The organism is Streptomyces sp. NPDC037389 (assembly GCF_040636475.1).
In the GTDB taxonomy this organism is placed as follows: Bacteria; Actinomycetota; Actinomycetes; order Streptomycetales; family Streptomycetaceae; genus Streptomyces; species Streptomyces hesseae.
In genome coordinates this window covers 242,679-259,209 of sequence record NZ_JBEZUS010000007.1, presented here as the reverse complement: position 1 = coordinate 259,209, position 16,531 = coordinate 242,679, and the positions used below count along the sequence as shown (strand labels likewise).

At 72.7% G+C, this 16,531-nt stretch carries 17 protein-coding genes; 11 read left to right on the top strand and 6 right to left on the bottom strand.

The genetic code is table 11. The features are described 5' to 3' along the window. Position 1: 1 nt before the first annotated feature. Genes AB0E98_RS17860 through AB0E98_RS17850 form a run of 3 tightly spaced genes read right to left on the bottom strand, consistent with a single transcriptional unit; the run spans position 2 to position 2,720 of the window. The gene (locus AB0E98_RS17860) at positions 2 to 763 is read right to left on the bottom strand and encodes a futalosine hydrolase (protein ID WP_361703258.1); all 762 of its coding nucleotides are present in this window, start codon (positions 761 to 763) and stop codon (positions 2 to 4) included. A gap of 11 nt (positions 764 to 774) precedes the next feature. Next, complete coding sequence (locus AB0E98_RS17855) at positions 775 to 1,299, bottom strand: DUF2771 domain-containing protein (protein ID WP_361703256.1); 525 nt, start codon at positions 1,297 to 1,299, stop codon at positions 775 to 777. A 26-nt stretch (positions 1,300 to 1,325) separates the two neighbouring features. After that, on the bottom strand, positions 1,326 to 2,720 hold the full coding sequence (locus tag AB0E98_RS17850) for an MFS transporter (protein WP_361703253.1): 1,395 nt from the start codon (positions 2,718 to 2,720) through the stop codon (positions 1,326 to 1,328). 349 nt (positions 2,721 to 3,069) lie between these two features. Here AB0E98_RS17850 and AB0E98_RS17845 point away from each other — a divergent pair, with 349 nt between their 5' ends. The 7 genes from AB0E98_RS17845 to AB0E98_RS17815 all read left to right on the top strand — a co-directional run bounded on the left by AB0E98_RS17845 (position 3,070) and on the right by AB0E98_RS17815 (position 11,886). Then, positions 3,070 to 3,963, top strand: a complete 894-nt coding sequence (locus AB0E98_RS17845; RefSeq protein ID WP_361703252.1) for a DUF3027 domain-containing protein — start codon at positions 3,070 to 3,072, stop codon at positions 3,961 to 3,963. Positions 3,964 to 4,304: 341 nt separating this feature from the next. Continuing rightward, positions 4,305 to 7,610 carry a molecular chaperone Hsp90 gene (locus tag AB0E98_RS17840; RefSeq protein WP_361703250.1) on the top strand — a complete coding sequence of 1,102 codons (3,306 nt, stop codon included), beginning with the start codon at positions 4,305 to 4,307 and terminating at the stop codon, positions 7,608 to 7,610. A 73-nt stretch (positions 7,611 to 7,683) separates the two neighbouring features. After that, on the top strand, positions 7,684 to 8,628 hold the full coding sequence (locus tag AB0E98_RS17835; protein ID WP_361703249.1) for a glycerophosphodiester phosphodiesterase family protein: 945 nt from the start codon (positions 7,684 to 7,686) through the stop codon (positions 8,626 to 8,628). A 23-nt stretch (positions 8,629 to 8,651) separates the two neighbouring features. Further along, positions 8,652 to 8,852 carry a hypothetical protein gene (locus AB0E98_RS17830; RefSeq protein ID WP_361703248.1) on the top strand — a complete coding sequence of 67 codons (201 nt, stop codon included), beginning with the start codon at positions 8,652 to 8,654 and terminating at the stop codon, positions 8,850 to 8,852. 32 nt (positions 8,853 to 8,884) lie between these two features. Beyond that, positions 8,885 to 9,742, top strand: coding sequence for a poly-gamma-glutamate hydrolase family protein (locus AB0E98_RS17825; protein WP_361703246.1), 858 nt, complete (start codon positions 8,885 to 8,887; stop codon positions 9,740 to 9,742). A gap of 93 nt (positions 9,743 to 9,835) precedes the next feature. Next, positions 9,836 to 11,638: a protein kinase gene (locus AB0E98_RS17820; protein ID WP_361703243.1), complete on the top strand. Its 1,803-nt coding sequence runs from the start codon at positions 9,836 to 9,838 to the stop codon at positions 11,636 to 11,638. A 53-nt stretch (positions 11,639 to 11,691) separates the two neighbouring features. Next, entirely contained in the window at positions 11,692 to 11,886 is a 195-nt protein-coding gene (locus AB0E98_RS17815; RefSeq protein ID WP_361703241.1) for a DUF1059 domain-containing protein, read from the top strand. 61 nt (positions 11,887 to 11,947) lie between these two features. Here AB0E98_RS17815 and AB0E98_RS17810 read toward each other — a convergent pair whose 3' ends face one another. Together AB0E98_RS17810 and AB0E98_RS17805 are read right to left on the bottom strand one after the other, a co-directional pair. Then, positions 11,948 to 12,178, bottom strand: a complete 231-nt coding sequence (locus AB0E98_RS17810) for a DUF397 domain-containing protein (RefSeq protein ID WP_361703240.1) — start codon at positions 12,176 to 12,178, stop codon at positions 11,948 to 11,950. Continuing rightward, on the bottom strand, positions 12,168 to 13,199 hold the full coding sequence (locus tag AB0E98_RS17805) for a helix-turn-helix transcriptional regulator (protein ID WP_361703237.1): 1,032 nt from the start codon (positions 13,197 to 13,199) through the stop codon (positions 12,168 to 12,170). The genes AB0E98_RS17810 and AB0E98_RS17805 overlap by 11 nt, the downstream gene beginning before the upstream one ends. 121 nt (positions 13,200 to 13,320) lie before the next feature. Between AB0E98_RS17805 and AB0E98_RS17800 the strand changes: the two genes are divergently transcribed. Beyond that, the gene (locus tag AB0E98_RS17800) at positions 13,321 to 13,941 is read left to right on the top strand and encodes a DUF6415 family natural product biosynthesis protein (RefSeq protein WP_361703235.1); all 621 of its coding nucleotides are present in this window, start codon (positions 13,321 to 13,323) and stop codon (positions 13,939 to 13,941) included. A gap of 118 nt (positions 13,942 to 14,059) precedes the next feature. Further along, positions 14,060 to 14,761 carry a DUF5995 family protein gene (locus AB0E98_RS17795; RefSeq protein ID WP_361703234.1) on the top strand — a complete coding sequence of 234 codons (702 nt, stop codon included), beginning with the start codon at positions 14,060 to 14,062 and terminating at the stop codon, positions 14,759 to 14,761. Here AB0E98_RS17795 and AB0E98_RS17790 read toward each other — a convergent pair. Then, positions 14,742 to 15,155 (bottom strand): DUF4345 domain-containing protein, encoded by a 414-nt coding sequence (locus AB0E98_RS17790; RefSeq protein ID WP_361703232.1) that lies wholly within the window; start codon positions 15,153 to 15,155, stop codon positions 14,742 to 14,744. The two genes, AB0E98_RS17795 and AB0E98_RS17790, sit on opposite strands and share 20 nt — an antisense overlap. 91 nt (positions 15,156 to 15,246) lie before the next feature. Between AB0E98_RS17790 and AB0E98_RS17785 the strand changes: the two genes are divergently transcribed. Both AB0E98_RS17785 and AB0E98_RS17780 read left to right on the top strand, forming a co-directional pair. Beyond that, complete coding sequence (locus tag AB0E98_RS17785) at positions 15,247 to 15,960, top strand: TetR/AcrR family transcriptional regulator (protein ID WP_361703230.1); 714 nt, start codon at positions 15,247 to 15,249, stop codon at positions 15,958 to 15,960. Between the two features lie 20 nt (positions 15,961 to 15,980). Next, positions 15,981 to 16,478: a cupin domain-containing protein gene (locus AB0E98_RS17780; RefSeq protein WP_361703227.1), complete on the top strand. Its 498-nt coding sequence runs from the start codon at positions 15,981 to 15,983 to the stop codon at positions 16,476 to 16,478. Positions 16,479 to 16,531 lie beyond the last annotated feature (53 nt).

The following is a 16,531-nucleotide window of genomic DNA, read 5'->3' as shown; positions in this document are numbered from 1 at the left end:
GTCAGCCCCCCTGAACAGGCAACGAATCAGGCAACGCGTCAGGCGACGAACCCGATACCGAACCCAGTACCGGAAAAAGTGTCACGAAGGCGCCGGTGAGCGCGCGCAGCGCCTCCCCGATGCGCCAGGCGCCCTTGTCGCGCGGCCCGACCTCGTTGGACACCGCCCGCAGCTCCAGCACGGGCACCCCGTGGGCCGCCGCGGCCTCGGCGACGCCGAAGCCCTCCATGCCCTCGGCCACCGCGCCCGGGTGACGGCCGGCCAGTTCCCCGGCCCGCTCGGCGGTGCCGGTGGCGGTGGAGACGGTCAGCACCTCGCCGCGCACCGCGCCGGTCGCCCCGGCCACGGCCCGTACGAGCTCCTCGGCGGCCCGGTGGGAGTGCGAGCCGAAGCCCAGCTCGGTGACCGACAGGAATCCGCCGTCGCCGGACTGGGCGCCCAGGTCGGCGGCGACCACCGCGTCGGACACCACCAGAGCGCCGACGGGTGCGACGGGCGCGAAGCCGCCCGCGATGCCCGCCGAGACCACCAGTCCGTAGGGGTCGCCCGCGAGCGCGGCGGCGGTCAGCGCCGTCGCCGCCCCGGCCGCGGCCGCGGCCGGGCCGACACCGGCGGCCAGTACGTCGCACACCACCGCGCCGCCGTCCGGCACCACCCGGTGCAGCACGGCGCCGCCGGGCAGCGGGAACTCCCGCCGCTCCGGCGCGGCGGCGGTCACGGCGTCACGTTCCGCCGGGACGGCGGTGACGACGAGGACACGCATCGGTCGCGGGGTCAGGACTCGCGCTCGATGGTGAAGTTCCAGACGCCCAGGGCCTTGCCCGTGCTCACCTCGACGATGCTGACCTGCGTCTTGGCGGCCGCGCCGCCCGCACCGCCCTGGCCGCCGGCGAAGAAGGCGCTGGCCGGGATCGTCCGGTACGTCTTCTTGTTCGGCTCCTGCTCGGCGGGCTGGCCGTTGATGAAGATGGTCCAGCCCTCGTCGGCGATCTTCGGGTCGACGCCGAAGCGGAGCTTGTCCTCCATGGACGCCTTGACGGTCTCCCCGGCGCTCTCCTTGAGGCAGGAGGCGACCTTCTCGTTGCCGAGGGCGTCGCCGTCGTCGTAGCAGGCGGCTTCGGAGGTCACCGTGGTCGAACCGACGGTCACGGTCGCCAGCGGCGTGGGCTTGTCGCAGGCGGTGAGGGCGACGAGCCCGAGGGCCACGGCCCCGACGGCGGCAGCGGCGCGGCGGCGCTTGCCGCGGCCGAGCTCCCCGGAGGCGCGACCCGACACCGCGAGGTCATCAGTAACGGTCATGCGGGCAGGCTATCGGGCCCCTCGCATCAGGCCACGCGCGGGTGCGGCGAGCCGCGCCGGGCGGCCGCCAGCAGCCCCCGTACGGCAGTGGCCACGCCCAGCGCCAGGAACGCCGCCGCCACCGACATCCCCACCACACCATTGAGCGGCAGCAGGATGCCGATGGCCCCGCCCACCACCCAGCACATCTGCAGCAGTGTCTCCGATCGGGCGAACGCGGACGTCCGCACCTCCTCCGGGACATCCCGCTGAATGAGGGAATCCAGCGACTGCTTCCCCAGCGCCTGCGAGATCCCCGCGACCGCCGCGACCACGACCACCATGAAGGCCCCGAACAGCACCGCCGCCACGATCGTCGTCCCCAGCGTCACCGACAGCACCAGGGCGATCATCTTCTCCGGCCCGCGCGAGCGCAGCAGCGCCGCGATGGCCGTCCCCAGCGCGTTCCCCGCGCCCGCCGCCACCGCCACGACGCCCAGCGAGAACGCCGGGCTCAGCCCGCCCAGCGGATGCACCCGCAGGAGGAACGCCAGGAAAAACGTCAGAAAACCCGACAGCATCCGCAATGCCCCATTGGCCTGGAGCCCGTGCACCACCGACGCCCCCACCGTGCGCAGCCCGGGGGCCCTGGCCTTTCCCCGCCGCATGACCGGATTCCGCATGAGCGGACCCCGTCGCCGGGACTCCGGAGCCGTCAACCGGGCCCGTGCCTCGCCCTTGGCCGAGTCCACCTTGGGCGGCAGCGAGAACGACAGGTACGTCCCGAACGCGAACACCACGAACGCCCCGTACAGCGGCCACTGAGGCCCCAGCTGATGCAGCGCCGCGCCCAGCGGGGCCGCCAGGCCCGTGGCCAGCAGGCCGCCCAGCGTCACCCGGGAATTCGCCTTCACCAGCGCGATCCGCGGTGGCAGCAGCCTCGGCACCACGGCCGAGCGCACCACCCCGTACGCCTTGGACGCCACCAGCACGCCCAGCGCCGCCGGATACAGCTCCAGCCCGCCGGTCGCCACCGCGCCCGACATCATCAGCGCCAGCAGCGCCCGCGCCAGCATCGCGGAGGCCATCGCCGCCCGCCGGCCGTGCGGCACCCGGTCCAGCAGCGGACCGATCACCGGCGCGAGGAAGACGAACGGCGCCATCGTCACCGCCAGGTACAGCGCCACCCGCCCCCGCGCCTGGTCCGTGGGCACCGAGAAGAAGACGGTGGACGCCAGCGCCACGGTGATCAGCACATCACCGGCCGAATTCACCGCGTGGAGCTCGATCAGCTTGCCCAGGCCCGACTCGCCCGCGCCGTGCGCGTGCGTCGCCCGGCGCACGCCCCGCGCCGCACCCCGGAAAGGGGCGCGCAGCACCCGGCCGGCGCCCCGGGCCGTACGGCGGAGCGGACCGCCTTCGGCTGACCGGATGGCTCCCATCACGCCATACTGCCCCAACTGACACCGCGCATGGCACTTTCGCCCTATCCACGGGGCGCGCCCATGACGACGCGCCGGGTTCGCTCACGACGACGCGCCGGGCTCGCCGAAGCCCGGGTATCCCCCGGGCGGCCGCGCGGGGTAGCGTGCGTAGCGCGCCACCGGCCGTAGCTCTTGGCCGCACCCCGAGTCCCCATCCCGCAGAATGGGTGATGACAGGTGCGCCCGAGGCCGTCGGGCGCGGACGTCGACGCGGCCCAGCGGTCCGCTCCGTCCGCAGGCCCGATCGTTCGGCTGGCGCACTCGTGAGACGGCGTGGAAGAGAGAATCGATTCTTGTGAGTGCTGCGATGCGAAGCCGTACCCCGGACCGCCTGTGCGCCGAGGCGGTCGACGTCGCCCGGGCGGCCGCCGAGGAAGCGGCCCGGCCGGGCAAGGTCGGCGACCACGTCGAGGTCGTCGCCGACGGGGACCGCGTCGTCACGCACTACTTCCTCTGCGAGGACCCCGGCTACCGGGGCTGGCGCTGGGCCGTCACCGTCGCCCGCGCCTCCCGCGCCAAGAACGTCACCCTTGACGAGACCGTCCTCCTCCCCGGCTCCGACGCCCTCCTCGCCCCCGAGTGGGTGCCCTGGAGCGAGCGGCTGCGCCCCGGCGACATGGGCCCCGGCGACCTGCTCCCCACCGACGCCGAGGACCTCCGCCTGGAGCCGGGCCTCTCCGGCGAGGAGGAGCCGCCGCCGAACTCCGCCGTCTCCAAGGAGATGGCCGAGCTCGTCGAGGCCGAGGACGCGGACGTCACGGCCGGCCCCCCGAGCAGCCTGTCCACCGCGCCCCGGCGCGGCTCCATCGCGGCCCTCGCCGAGGAACTCGGCATGCGCCGCGCCCGGGTCCTCTCCCGCTACGGGCTGCACACCGCCGCCGACCGCTGGGACGAGTCCCACGGCTCCAAGACCCCCATGGCCCAGGCGGCCCCCGCGTCCTGCGTCAGCTGCGGCTTCCTCGTTCCCATCGGCGGCTCGCTCGGCCAGGCGTTCGGTGTCTGCGCGAACGAGTTCGCACCGGCGGACGGCCACGTCGTGTCCCTCTCGTACGGGTGCGGCGGGCACTCGGAGGCCGCGGTCATGCCGCGGCCGCCGCGGCCGGCTCCGCCGGTGATCGACGAGACGCGGGTGGATGTCCTTCCGCTCCGGGAGGACGAGACGGCGGATGCCGCGTCCGAGGACGATCTCGGGCACTCCTGAGCGTTTCCGGCCGACCCTCCCCCAGCTACCGCTGGGAGGTGCCCCCAGCCTGATCACCCGGAAACTGATCACCCGGAAACGGATCGCCCGGGTGGGGGCTGACCGCCGGGGGCACCCCCGGGCAGTGACGTGAGGGGGCGGGGTGGGGCGGACGGGCCCTGGTAGGGGCGTGAAGAGCTCTTCGCCGCCAGAGCCGAGTGCGGGGCAACCGGCACAGCGGATAGCAGGCACCGCGAAGAGGTCAGCCCCGTAAGGGCCCGTCCGCCCCACCCCGCCCCGCCCCCGACCCACCCACCACCCCGCACCACACCGCACCACCCCCACCACAGGGAGACGCAGACGTGAGCTTGGACCCCTTCGGCACCGCCCGCCTGCGCCGCGGCGTACTGGACTCCTGGGTCACCTCCCCCGCCCGCTTCCGCGAGGACGCCAACGCCGAGGAGGACCTCGCCCTCGGCGGCTACCGCGACCGCCTGGTCGTCGAGCTCGCCCAGAACGCCGCCGACGCCGCCGCCCGCGCCGGCGTCCCCGGCCGTCTCCACCTCACCCTGCACGCCGCGAACGCCGGCGCCCCCGCCACCCTCGCCGCCGCCAACACCGGCGCCCCCCTCGACGCCACCGGCGTCGAGTCCCTCTCCACCCTCCGCGCCTCCGCCAAGCGCGACGAGGGCACCCGCGCCGCCGGCCGCTTCGGCGTCGGCTTCGCCGCCGTCCTCGCCGTCACCGACGAGCCCGCCCTCGTCGGCCGCACCGGCGGCGTCCGCTGGTCCCTGGCCGAGGCCCGCGCCCTGGCCGCCGAGGCCGCCACCGGCAGCCCCTCCCTCGGCGGCGAGCTCCGCCGCCGCGAGGGCCACGTACCGCTGCTGCGCCTGCCGTTCCCCGCGGAGGGCGCGGTGCTCAACGGCTACGACACCGTCGTCGTCCTCCCGCTCCGCGACGGCGCCGCCGAGGACCTGACCCGCCGTCTGCTCGACGCCGTCGACGACGCGCTCCTGCTCACCCTCCCCGGCCTCACCGAGGTCGTCATCGAGACGCCGGACGCGCCGCGCCGCGTACTGACGCGCCGCCAGGAGGACGAGTACGCGGTAATCGAGGACACAAGCGCACCGGACACCACCAGAACAACCCACTGGCGAGTCCGGACCACCGCCGGCGCCCTGGCCCCCGAACTCCTGGCGAACCGCCCCGTAGAGGAGCGCCTGCGCCCCCACTGGTCGGTCACCTGGGCCGTCCCCGTAGGCGCGGACGGAGCCCCGGAGCGCCCGCGCACCGCGCCCGTCGTGCACGCCCCCACCCCCACCGACGAGCCCCTGGGCCTGCCCGCCCTGCTCATCGCGAGCTTCCCGCTGGAGCCCACCCGCCGCCACACGGCCCCCGGCGCCCTGTCGGACTTCCTCACCGACCGCGCGGCCGAGACGTACACGGACCTGCTGCGCGACTGGCAGCCCGTCGGCACGGGCACCCTGGACCTGGTCCCGGCCCCGCTGGCCCAGGGCGCCCTGGACGCGGAGCTGCGCCGCCGCGTCCTGGACCGGCTCCCGGACGTACCGTTCCTGCCGAGCGCGGCGGCGGCCACGCCGCCCGGCGGCGAACCGGCGCAGGCCCCGGGCGCCGGGATCGAGGGCATCCCGTGGACGGAGGCGCCGGACGCGTCGAGGCAGCTCCCCGGCCTCGACAGCACCGCCCCGGCGGCGCCCCACGAGCCCACCTGGGACGACGACCCCTTCCACCAGAGCACCCCCGCAGGCACGGCACTCCGCCCCCGGGACGCCGAACTCGTCGAGGGCGCGGGCGCGGCGACCGTGGCCGTCCTGGGCGAGCTGTTCCCGAGCCTGCTCCCCGCAGGCCTGGAGCGCCGCCAGGAGCTGCGCGCCCTGGGCGTGCCGCGGGTGCCGCTGGGCGAGGTCATCGACCGGCTCGCCGGGGCCGAGCGCCCGGCGGACTGGTGGTGGCGGCTCTACGACAGCCTCGCGGGCGTGGACCCGGACCGGCTGACGGGCCTGCCCGTACCGCTGGCGGACGGCCGTACGGCGATCGGCCCGCGCCAGGTCCTGCTGCCGCTGCCGGCGACCGACGAGGCCGGCCCGGAAGCGGAGGCCTCGAACTCGGAGCACCTGGCCCGCCTCGGCCTGAAGGTCGCCCACCCCGACGCCGCGCACCCCCTGCTGGAGAAGCTGGGCGCGACCCCGTCGTCGCCCCGCGCGATCCTGACGACGCCGCAGGTCCGCTCGGCGGTGGCGACGTCCTTGGACGCCGAGGAGAGCTGGGACGAGGGGTTCGGCGAGGGCCTGGACCCCGACACGCTCGCCGAGATCGTCCTCGCCCTGGTCCGCGACGCCGACCTGGCGCCGGGTGACGAGCCGTGGCTGGCGGCCCTGGCCCTCCCCGACGAGGACGGCGAGCTCGCCCCCGCCGGTGAACTCGTCCTGCCCGGCAGCCCGTTCGAGCAGGTCATCCGCCCGGGAGAGCTGGCCGCGTGCGACGCGGAGCTGGCCGGGCGCTGGGGCGAGCAGCCGCTGACGGCGGTCGGCGTGCTGGCGGACTTCGCGCTCGTCCGCGCCGCCGACGTCGTCCTCGACCCCGACGAACTGGAGCCGCGCGACGGCGACTTCGCCGAGTCCGACGACGCGGGGCTGCTCGACGCCGTCGACGTCTGGTGCGAGGACGTCCTCGACCGGCTCCCCGGTACGCCGGTGCCGCCCGTGGCCACGGAGATCGTGGCGGTCCGGGACCTGGACCTGGTCGACGACGACGCGTGGCCGCAGGCCCTCGCCCTGCTCTCGCGCCCGCCGCTGCGGGACGCGCTGACGACGCCGATGCGGATCCTGCTGCCGGACGGCACGACGGAGTCCGTACGCCCGTACACGGCGTGGTGGCTGCGCGGCCACCCCGTCCTGGACGGCCGCCGCCCGGCCGGTCTGCGGGTGGCGGGCGGCGACCCGCTGCTGGAGGGCCTCTACGAGGCGGCGGACGCGGGCGGCCTCGCCGACGAGCAGGTGCTGCGGGCGCTGGGCGTCCGTACGTCCGCGGCCGCGCTGCTGGACGAGCCGGGCGGCGCGGCGGAGCTCCTGGGCCGCCTGGCGGACCCGGCCTGCCCGGTACGCCCGTCGCAACTGCACGCGTTGCATGGCCTGCTCGCCGACCTCGACCCGGACGAGGTCACCCTCCCGGACGAGCTGCGGGCCGTGGTCGACGGCGAGGTGCGTGTCGTCGACGCGGCGGACGCGGTCGTCGCGGACGCGCCGGACCTGCTGCCGCTGGCGGCGGGTCTCCCGCTGCTCCCGGTCGCCCCGGAGCGGGCCGCCGCGCTGGCGGAACTTTTGCAGGTGCGACGCCTGAGCGAGGTCGTCCCGGCGGAGATCGAGACGTCCGCCGAGGGCGAGGTGCGGGACGTCCCGGAGGGCGTACGCGTCCTGCTGCCGGGTGCCCCGGCGACGTACGTCGAGCACGACGAGCTCGTGGTCGACGGCATCGAGCTGGACTGGCGCAACGGCCCGGACGGCGTGCTGCACGCCGCGACGCTGGAGGGCGTCGCGGCGGGCCTGGCCTGGGCGGCCGGCGCGTGGTCCCGCCGTTTCGAGGCGGCGGCGCTGCTGGAGGACCCGTCGCGCACGGACGAGCTGGAACGGGCGCGCTGGTTCGACTAGTTCGAACAGGGCCTGCCGGGCGGCTCGCCCTGTTACCCCTGCTTCCTGCTTCCTGCTTCCTCAGGAGTCCCGTATGCCCCGTAGCCGTCGGTTATCCCTGGCGACAGCCGTAGCAGTGCTGGCCTGTGCCGTCCCCGCCCTGACGGCCGGCGGCCCCGCCCCGGCCCGGGCGGGCGAGGCCGTCGCCGCCCCCGCCCGGGCGAAGCCGCTCGTCATCGCGCACCGCGCGGGTACGGGCGATGCCCCGGAGAACACCCTTGAGGCCGTCGAACAGTCCCTGAAGGCGGGCGTCGACGGCGAGTGGCTGAGCGTCCAGGCGACCCGGGACGGTGTGCCCGTCCTCTACCGGCCGGCGGACCTCTCGGCCCTGACCGACGGCTCCGGGGCCGTCGCCGACAAGGACCTGAGCGACCTCGCGGCTCTGAACGTCGGCCACAACTTCAAGGACGCGAACGGCGAGTACCCCTACCGCGCCCGCCCGGTCCGCATCCCCACCCTCGTCGGCGCCCTGGCCGCCGTTCCCGAGGGCAAGCAGCTCTACCTGGACCTCAAACAGACGCCCGCCCGGCACGTCGTCGACGCCGTGACGCGCGTGCTGGACGAGAAGAAGGCGTGGGGCCGGGTCAGGCTGTACTCCACGGACGCGGAGGTCACCCGGTTGCTGGCCGGGATCCCGGGGGCGCGGGTCGCCGAATCCCGGGACGCCACCCGGCAGCGGCTGGCCGAAGTCGCCCTCGAACACACCTGCAAGAGTGTGCCCACGGGTTCCTGGGCCGGGTTCGAGCTGAAGCGGCAGATGGTGCTCCAGGAGCAGTTCACCCTCGGCGTGGGAGCGTCCCCCGTCACCGCTCAGCTGTGGACGCGGGAGGCCGTCGCCTGCTTCCGCTCCGCCTCCCACCGCCTGCCGATCGTGATGCTCGGGGTGAACACGCGAGCCGACCTCGGCACGGCCACCCGGCTCGGCGCCACGGCCGTCCTCGTCGACTCGCCCCGGCAGATGATCCCGCGCACCAGCTGAACCCTTCGCACTTCCCTGCTCAATTGGAGAGCGACATGCGGCTGGTCTTCACCGCGAACGACGGCCCCGGGGACCCTGGGGCACAGCTCGCCGCCTTCGAGGTCTACGGCCCGGCCGCCGGTGAGGCCGGCAGGGCCGGAAAGACCTGCGTTCGCCTCGGGAAGCGGCGTTCCTTCGTGGGCGCCGTCAACCTGACGCCCCGCGGGTACCGTCCGAGCGGCTGACGGATCGTCGGATGATGGCCAAGAATGCCGCCATGCGCCCGACTTCCCGTCGATCCGTCCTGGCGGGCCTGGCGGCGGCCGCCGTCGCGGTCCCCGCCGCCCCGGCCCCGGCGACCGCCGCTCCCGCGTCCGGGGGCGAACTGTTCGCCTCCAACACCGAGCTCTACGACAGCCCCCTCTTCCAGGAGGGCACCGACTGGGCCCGCCGTTACCGCAGGACCGGCCTGGACACCGTTCCGGGGCACTCCCGGGCCACGCCCCCGCTGACGTCCGTGATCGCCCCGCACGGCGGCAACCTGGAGAGCGGAACCAGCGAGCTGTGCCTGGCGATCGCGGGGTACGCGCCGGAGGACCCCATGGCCCGCTACGGGACGGGACCCGCTTACGACTACTGGATGTTCGACGTCCTCGCGACCGAGACCCGCAGGGTCTTCCAGCTGCACGTCACCTCGACGCACTGCGACGACCCCGCCGCGCTCGCGATCGTCGGCGGCAGCCGCTACACGGTCTCCCTCCACGGCTGCAAGAACCCCGGCGGCTCCGGGAAGCAGAAGCTCGTACAGATCGGCGGCCGCGACGAAACCCTCAGGAAGCTCCTCCACCAGCTCCTCCGGGACCGCCTGGGCGGCGATGTGACCCTCACCCTGCCCACCGGCGGCCTGGACGGCGACAAGCCGCTGAACATCTGCAACCGCACCTACGGCGGCGCGGGCGCGCAGCTGGAGATCTCCACCGGCCTGCGCAGGGCCATGTTCGGCGACTTCTCCTCCCCGGCCGCGCGGGCCGCGACCTACGGCCGGTCCGCCGACGGCACGGCGGCCCACTACTGGGACGGCTTCGTCACCGCCGTCCGCGAGGCGATCGCCCGCAGGGAGAAAAGCGACGGCTGAGCACCCCGGCTGTGAGTGCCCGCCCGGGCTCTCTACCCTTGGTGCCCGCCAGATTGTGGCGTGAGTGGCGAGTGCGAGGGAACGGGGCGTGCGGTGACGACGGGGGAGCCGAACGGCGGAGATCTGGCCGGAAAGGTACTCGGTGGGCGATACCGGGTGACCGCGACGCTCGGTCGCGGTGGCATGGGTGTGGTCGCCCGGGCGGTGGACGAGCTGCTCGACCGAGAGGTCGCCGTCAAGGTCCTGCGGGCCTACACCGACACCTCCGGGCCCGACCTCGCCGACCTACGGGCCAGGATGCGGCGGGAGGCGCAGGCAGCCGCCCGTATCCGGCACAGCGGCGTGGTCACCGTCCACGACGTGACCGAGGACCAGGGCCTCCCGGTCATCGTCATGGAACTCGTCGACGGCCCCTCTCTCGACGACGTCCTGTCCGAGCGCGGCACGCTCGAACCGCACGAGGCAGCGGCCATCGGCGCCAAGCTGATGGACGCCCTCGACGCCGCCCACCGGGCCGGCGTGCTCCACCGCGACGTCAAGCCGGGCAACGTGCTGCTGGAGCGCGGCGGCAGGATCGTCCTGACCGACTTCGGCATCGCGACCGTGGACACCACCGGCGACGACGCCATGGCCAAGCTGACCCGCAGCGGCGAGATCATCGGCTCGCTCGACTATCTGCCGCCGGAGCGGGCTCAGGGCGTGGAGCCCGGCCCCGCGTCGGACATCTGGTCGCTCGGCATGACGCTGTACGCGGCGGTCGAGGGCGCGTCGCCGTTCCGCCGTACGTCCGTGTGGTCCACGCTGACGGCGATCGTCAACGAGCCGCTGCCGGAGCCGAAGCGCGCGGGCGCGCTCACGCCCGTGCTGCGGGCGCTGATGGCGAAGGAGCCGGAGGACCGGCCGACCGCCGACCAGGCGCGCGAGATGCTGGAGCGGGTCGCGGCGGGCCGGACGGTGAACCTCGCGCCGCCGTCGCCCTCCATACCGCCGGCCGTCGCCCCGTCGGCACCGCTGCCTCCGGCCGCCGGGCCTGCGGCCGCCGGGCCTGCGGCCGCCGGGCCTGCGGCCGCCGGGCCTGCGGCCGCCGCGCCGCAGACCTTCGGGGCCTTCGGGCATCCGCCCACCATGGCCGTCACCCCGCCGCCCCAGCCCGTGGCGGGCGCCGGGGCCGCGCCCTTCGCCCAGCCGGCCCCGCTGCCTCCGCAGCCGGGTTACGGCTACCCTCCCCCAGCTACCGCTGGGAGGTACCCCCAGCCCGCCCATCCGGCCACGCCCGCGCCCGCCCGGCCCGGCCGGGCGCGTCGCCGCAGCCGTGCGCTCATCGCGGGGGCGGCAGCGGCCGTCGTGCTCGCCGGTGGCGGCGTCAGCTACGCCCTGATGGGCGAGCACGGCGGCAAGCGCGACGACGTGCCGCAGGCGTCGTCGCCCGGGCCCAGCTCCGCCGCGGACGGCGGCATGGTCACCGCGCCGTCCGAAGGCCCTCCCGTGGGGCCGTCCGGCAGCCCCTCGCAACCGGCACCGAGCGGAACGCCCGACGACGGCAAGCGCGACAAGGCGAGCCCCTCGGCGACGCCGGGCGACGGCAAATCCCCGAAGACGTCGCCTTCCGCGTCGTCGACGGTGTCCAAGAGCTGCGTCGGCTGGGACCACAAGGACCCGAAGCCGGGCACCTACGGCTACATGATCGGCACCTTCAAGCTGGGAAGCGGCCCGTACGCGTCATGCCCGACGCTGGCCGAGGCCAAATCGGGTGTGAAGGTCTGGTTCCACTGCTACATCACCAATAATTACGGCCACCGGTGGACCTACGTCCGTATCGAGGGCACGAAGAGCATGGGCTGGATGTACAACGGCAACATCAACCGGCAGAACGGGCCGGACACCCCTTGCAACTGAGCCCGGTCTTACCCTGGAAGTACGGCGATGCATCCGTACGCCAGGAGGCCGTCATGACCAGAAAAGTCGCCGACTGCCGGAAAGCGCCGAGCGAATCCAACTGCACGCTGACGATCGCGGGCGAGGAGGAGGAAGTCCTCCGCGCCGCGACCGAGCACGCGGTGTCCGTGCACCAGCACGAGGACACGCCCGAGCTCCGCGAGATGATTCGCGGCATTCTGGAGGACGAAACGGCGCCGGGCGCCTGACGCCACGGCGCGGCGCCCTCCCCGCCACGGCGGGGAGGGGAGGGCCGCGTATGCGCTGCGCTCAGCGGCAGAGCCGCCCGGCTTGGACCTCGCCTATGAACGAGGTCCAGGCCCTGCCGGGCACGGTAAGGGCGGGGCCGTTCGGCTCCTTCGAGTCACGAATGCCGACCCGCTCGGTCAGCATCGCGATCGAGACGCACCCGCCGCCGTTGTCCTGTGTGCTGTAGGACGACTTGAACCAAGAGGTTTCATCGGCCACCGAGAGGGCCGTCAAGCAGTTGTTAGTGGTCATTGATCTCTCTTGCTAGTCGGTGCAGGAACTCGGCCGTCTGGGAAGGGGCCAGGGCTCCGTCGCGCATCGCATCGAACCTCCGGCCGTACTTCCAGACCTCGCGGGACCGGTCGGACACTGTCATGACCGTCGGGCCTTCCTCCATGACAACCGGATCGAGGTTGTAGTCGAACTCCAGGAGAACGAAGTTCGCGGTCGCGCGGAAGGTGTTGCGTGAAAGCGGCAGGACCTGGACCGTCACGTGATCGAGGGCTGCCACTCGCTCGATCTCCGCGTATTGCTCCCGCATGACATCCGGGTCGCCGACCATGCGGCGTAGAGCCGCCTCGTCCAGGATTACGCGCAGTTCTACGGAGTCTTCGCACGAGAGGATGCTCTTGCGCTCCATGCGCAGGGCCACGGATTCGTCAACGAACTCACTCGTCCTCTCCTCTACGTGCTTCGCCGTCATGAACAGAGCACGTGCGTAACTCTCGGTCTGGAGGAGGCCGAAGACCACTTGGGAATGCCAAGCGCGCATGGTGCGGGCATCCGACTCCAGCCCCACGTACATCGTTGTGCCTGACGGCATCACGTTCTGATACGGCCTGTACCAGTCCTTGCTGAGCGAATCGCGGTGAAGCGTGAGCAGGGTCTCGCGGTCGACTCGGTCCGTGACGCTGTACAGGTCCAGCAGGTCGGTCAGGTCGCGAACGCGAGGGAGCTGGTTCTGACCGGTTTCGACTCGGTTGAGCTTGGTCTCGGACCCCTCGATGTGCGAAGCGGCGTCCTTGACGCTGATTCCGTTCTTCTCCCGCAGCCGCCTTAGTTCCTTGCCGAGTTCTCGCCTTCTGAACGTCGGACCGCGCCGTGCTGCCACCCTCGTGTCCTCCTGGTGCTGTTCCCCGTCGGCACGTCTCTGTACCCCGCCGACGTGTTCCTGTTGGTTCTCGATGAGGCCCTGTTGGTGCTTGAGGACGCCCTGTCGGCAGTGTTCCACCCCCTGTCCCCTCTCGGGCAAGCCCTGCCCGAGGTTTGTCATATGCCAATGTGAGCAGCGTTTCGCTGAGGAGGTTGCGACTCAAAGCGCCGGTGCGGAAGCCTGGTTGAGCCGACGGAGACGCGATTCGCCGGTATCCACCCCCCCTGCTCAAGGAGCCGCCATGCCCCCGTACCCCCTCACCGGCAACACCGGCGGAGGTCTTACCCGCGTACCGCCCCCGCAACTGCCCAAGCGGCAGCGACCCCGCTCGGGGATCGAGGAGGTGATCCACGAAGCCATCGCTCTGGAGCGCCACCTGCCGACCCCCGCCAGGGCGGACGTGCTGAGCGACCGGCTCGTGTCCTACATCCGGGTCACGGCCGCCGCCGTAGCCGCGGCCGTGGACGGACGCCCGGTGGGCGACCCGGTCCGGGAGGACGCCCTGGCGGTCGTCAGGGAGGCCCGGGCCCGGCTCGGGCTCGGGGCCGGCGACGGCTACGTGTCAGCGATCATCCGCATCAGGAGTCTGGGAAGAGGCGCCGAAGCGCTGCTGGAACAGGCGCAGTTGCTTCGACTGCCCCCAGCCGTGACGCCCGTCGCCGTACCCCACTCCGCCGCCCCCGGCGTCATCGTCCTCGCGCCGGCGGAAATCTGCACGACCTGCCATGAACTCATTGAGATGCGGCGTGACTTGCAGTCGCGGAACGACTGGACGGCCGCCCGGGAGGCACACACCCGCCTCGAAGACCACCGTCGCGCCGACCACGAGCCCCCGCAGCCGACGGTGCTGCCGCTGCCATGACGTATCACCTGTTCAGGTGACGCTTGGTCAATGATCGCACAATGGGCCTCATGACGGGGAATAGCGGTATACATCCGTGTGGCGATCGGATGATGCCGCCCCCCGGGAGGAGGTCACCATGACAAGCGAACTGCCCCTCACCGTCGACGCGGTGATCCAGCGCATGAAGCAGATCGACGCCACGCTGGACGCCCGCGACGGCGTCGCCTGCTTCAACAGGATGTACCTCGAGGTCACGGAGCTCGTCGCCCAGAACATCACGGAAGGTTTCTTCCAGGACGCCGCGTTCATCGAACGCATGGATGTGATCTTCGCGGGGCTGTATTTCCGCAGCGTCGACGCCGCGATCGCCAAGCGCCCGGTCAACCCGGCCTGGAAGCCGCTGTTCGAGGCGCGGGACGACGAGATGTTGTGGCCGATCCAGTTCGCGCTCGCGGGGATGAACGCGCACATCAACCACGATCTGGCGCTGTCGGTGATCGCCACCTGCAAGGAACGCGGTACGACCCCCGAGACCCCGCCCGTGCACGCGGACTACCTGCGCGTGAACGCGTTGCTGGCCAAGGCGGAGGCCGAGGTCCGGGCCTCCTTCGAGCCGAAGCTCGTGCATCTCGCGACGCAGGAGGCCGAGACGCTCAAGCACATCGTCGGCAGCTTCGGCATCGACCGGGCCCGGGACGCGGCCTGGATCAACGCCCAGCTGCTGTGGCCCAACCGGAACAACCCGGTTCTCTACGACGCGGCCACGACCGTGCTCGCCCTCAACGTCGGCTTCGCCGGCAAGCTCCTCCTCACGCCCGTCATTCCGCCGATCGACTGACAGTGCCCATCGCTTTCTGTTCGTCTCCGGTCGTCAGCCAGAAGAAAAGCGGCGGCAGGCCGAGTTCGAGGGCCATCAGGACGATCTGGAGCCCGTCCGGGCGGCCGACGTCGGCCCAGGAGACGAGGCGGTCGAGGCCGCCGAGGAAGAAGATCCCGGCGAGCCATCGGACGGCCTTCGACGGGATGGGCGACTGCCGGGCGGCCCAGATCCAGGCCAGCCCGTAGCCGAGGAAGATCGCGCTGAAGAAGCGCACCAGGCTGTCCACGGTCGGGCCGCCCGACTTCCCGTCGGGGATCGAGTCCATGCCGGAGACGGTGTGCATCACGCCGATCGCCACGCAGGCGATGCCCATCGTCCATGACAGCCAGGTGAGGAGCTTGGGTTTGATCATGTCGAGCGATCCCCCTTCGCCTTAGTAGGCACATGCCTACTAAGGCGAAGGTAGGTTCGTCGGTAGACACGCGTCAAGTAATCTGGCCGACGTGACCAATCCCCGCCGCAGACTTCAACCCACCCAGCGGCGCGAGCAGTTGATCGACGTCGGAGCCCGGCTGTTCGCGGCGAGGCCCTATCATGACGTGCTGATGGAGGAGGTCGCCGAACAGGCCGGTATCTCCCGGGCCTTGCTCTACCGGTACTTCCCGAACAAGCGCGTGCTGTTCGCCGCGATCTACCGGCAGGCGGCCGGCCGGCTGCTGGCCGATACGCCGATCGACCCGGCCGGCTCCCTGCTGGAGCAGCTGTCCGCAGGGCTCGACGTCCACTTCGACTACTTCGCCGCGAACAAGAACACGGTGCTCGCCGCGAACGCGGAGCTCACGGGCGATCCCGTGATCCAGGCCATCATCAACGACGAACTCGCCGAGCTGAGACGGCGCGTGCTCGACGCGACCGGCCTGGAGGGCAGGGCCAGGGGCGTCGTCTCCGCCGCGCTGACGAGCTGGCTGGTGTTCGTGCGCGCGCTGTGTGTGGAGTGGCTGGCGAATGGGACGTTCTCCCGCGCGGAGCTGCACGACATGTGCGTCGGCGCCCTGCGCGGGGCGCTGGGCGCGGTCACGGACGTCGGCCGGCTCCTCGGCGCCGCGGGCGCGGGCGACCCGGGCGACGCGGACGGCCGGGCCGCCCGGGAAATTGACCCACCATTCCCGCCTGGAATTGCACCATCCACCGGGTCTTCCCGCTGCCTAGAGTTGTGATCACGACCTAGGAGGCCACCATGACCAGCAAGAACGCCGACTTCAGCACCCCCCTCCTCACCCGCGCCGCGGAGGCCGAGATCACGAGCGACCCGAGCAGCGTCATCACGCTGCTGGCCGACTCGGACACCACCGGCGGCCTGATGACGAGCTACCGCTCGACGTTCGCCGAGGGGGCGCCCGGCGCGCCGGCGCACTTCCACACCCGGGCCGCCGAGATGTTCTACGTCATCGACGGCTCGCTGAGGGTCCTCGTCGACCAGGAGATCAAGGTGCTGGAGGCCGGGGATTTCCTCCTCGTACCGCCGCGCACCCCGCACGCCTTCGCCGCCGCGCCCGGCCGCGAGGCCGACGTGCTGATCACCTTCACGCCCGGCATGGCGCGCTTCGACTACATGCGGCTGCTGAACCGCGTCATGCGGGGCGAGGCGAGCCCGCAGGAGATCAAGGACTCCTCCGAGCGCTTCGACAACCACTATGTGAACAGCCCCGTCTGGAACGCCGCGATCGGCGGCTGACGACATCCGGGCGCGGTCCCCGTAGTCTCGTGCGACACGCAACCGCATCCGTA